This is a genomic window from Azospirillum sp. B4 (assembly GCF_000333275.1).
Taxonomy (GTDB): Bacteria; Pseudomonadota; Alphaproteobacteria; order Azospirillales; family Azospirillaceae; genus Nitrospirillum.
Map to the genome: position 1 here is coordinate 1 of NZ_BACU01000305.1, position 1,619 is coordinate 1,619.

Annotated in this window: 1 pseudogene; it reads left to right on the forward strand. The window is 68.2% G+C overall.

Annotated features, from left to right (window positions below):
* Nucleotides 1–1,619: pseudogene (locus I55_RS37045) on the forward strand (hypothetical protein); the annotation flags it as partial.

Genomic DNA, 1,619 nt, shown 5'->3' on the forward strand with positions numbered 1-1,619 from the left:
CTGGGTCGTGGTCACCGAGGCCTGCAAGCGGCCCACGCCCGCCCACCCCCTGCCCTATGGCACGGTCGCCCGGTGCTTCGTTCATGGCGAGGCCCTGGTCCAGATGGGCGATGCCAGGGGCTTCCTGCCGGGCGCCTGGGTCCCGTGGTGGCGGGATGCCGTGGCCTACTGGTCCAGCTTGCCCGACCACTTCACCTCCTTCTGGTGGCGCTACGCCATCGTGCCGCGGTTCTACGAACGCCCGCTTGCCCACGGCGGGCCTCCCCTTCTGTTGATCGCGGGTATGGCGTGCCTCCTGGCGGGGATCCTGGTCGGCGGCATGGTCGACAACTTGCGACCATTCGAGACCCGGTACAAGGACATGGGCGACGCCAAATGGGCCACCAAGCGTGACCTGCAGCGGGACGACCTGTTCGGGCGCACGGGCCTTATCCTGGGGCGCTGGAACAGCCCCATCATCAGCCTGCTGCCGTCACGCTCGCCGATGGCCCGCAAGATCAGGAACTTCTTCCTCACCATCTTCCCTGTCGTCTACATCCGTAACTGGGAAGTGCTCTCAGGCCAACTGCTGGCCCCTCCCGGCACGGGCAAGTCGGTCATCATCGCCACCAACGTGCTGGCCGACTGGCCGCGCGATGCCGCGATCCCGTCGCCCTGCTGGATCGTCAATGACCCCAAGGGGGAGCTCTACATGCTGCTCAATGGATGGTGCTCCCGGCAGGGGCCGGTCATCCGCCTGGCCTGGGCCGAAATCGGGACAGGCCTGCACTCCTGGAACCCCCTCGATCCATCCAATGTCCGGGGTGGCGAACAGCGCCTGGTCCTGCGCCATGAAATCCGCGCCGAGTTGATCTCGATCTTCGGGCCCAGCGCCGGCGCCACGGCGCTGTTCGGCCTGTTGGGACTGGCCCGGCTGCCCAATTGGGAGGTCAAGCTGCGCGATGACTGGCGCATCATCTTCCACGCCGCCGGCGTGGGCGCGCCCCAGCCTGCTCCCCCCAAGCCTGGACAGGCGGACGTCGGCAGCCGTGTCCAGGCGCTGGAAGCCAAGATCCTGCGGCTGCACCAGATCGAAGCGGCGTGGGAAACCCATGTCGACGGCCTGTGCGCGGCCTTCGTGCCGGACACCGTGGAGGTGCATTGGCGCAACACCGGCCGCAGCGCTCTGTCGGCCGCCATCCTGTTCGCGTCCGACCGCTGTGCCACCTTCCCCGACCAGTATGGCCAGATCCCCAGCTTCGGCCTGATCCTGGAGCTGTACGCCGGGGTGGCCAAGGACCCCACCGTCGGCTTCAGGGACCTCAGCTACACGCCTCCCACCCTCGACGAAGACGGCGAGGTGATCGCTCCCGGTTCCGCGCACGCTCCGCCAGGTGTAGGGACGCCGGCGGACCCCACCGGCGGCGATGCCGCGCTGGACAAGCTGGCGGCCATGCTCGAGCAGTGGATCGCGGAGTGCAAGACCTTCGGCTACAGCCCCCGCGCCCAGCAGGAGCTGGCGGAACTACAGGCCAAGCCGGACCGGGAGCGAGGCTCGGTCATCTCGACCGCCATGGGCGCCATCAGCATCTTCCGCAACAGCGCCGTGCGCCAGCGAACGACGACCTGCACCTTCACCA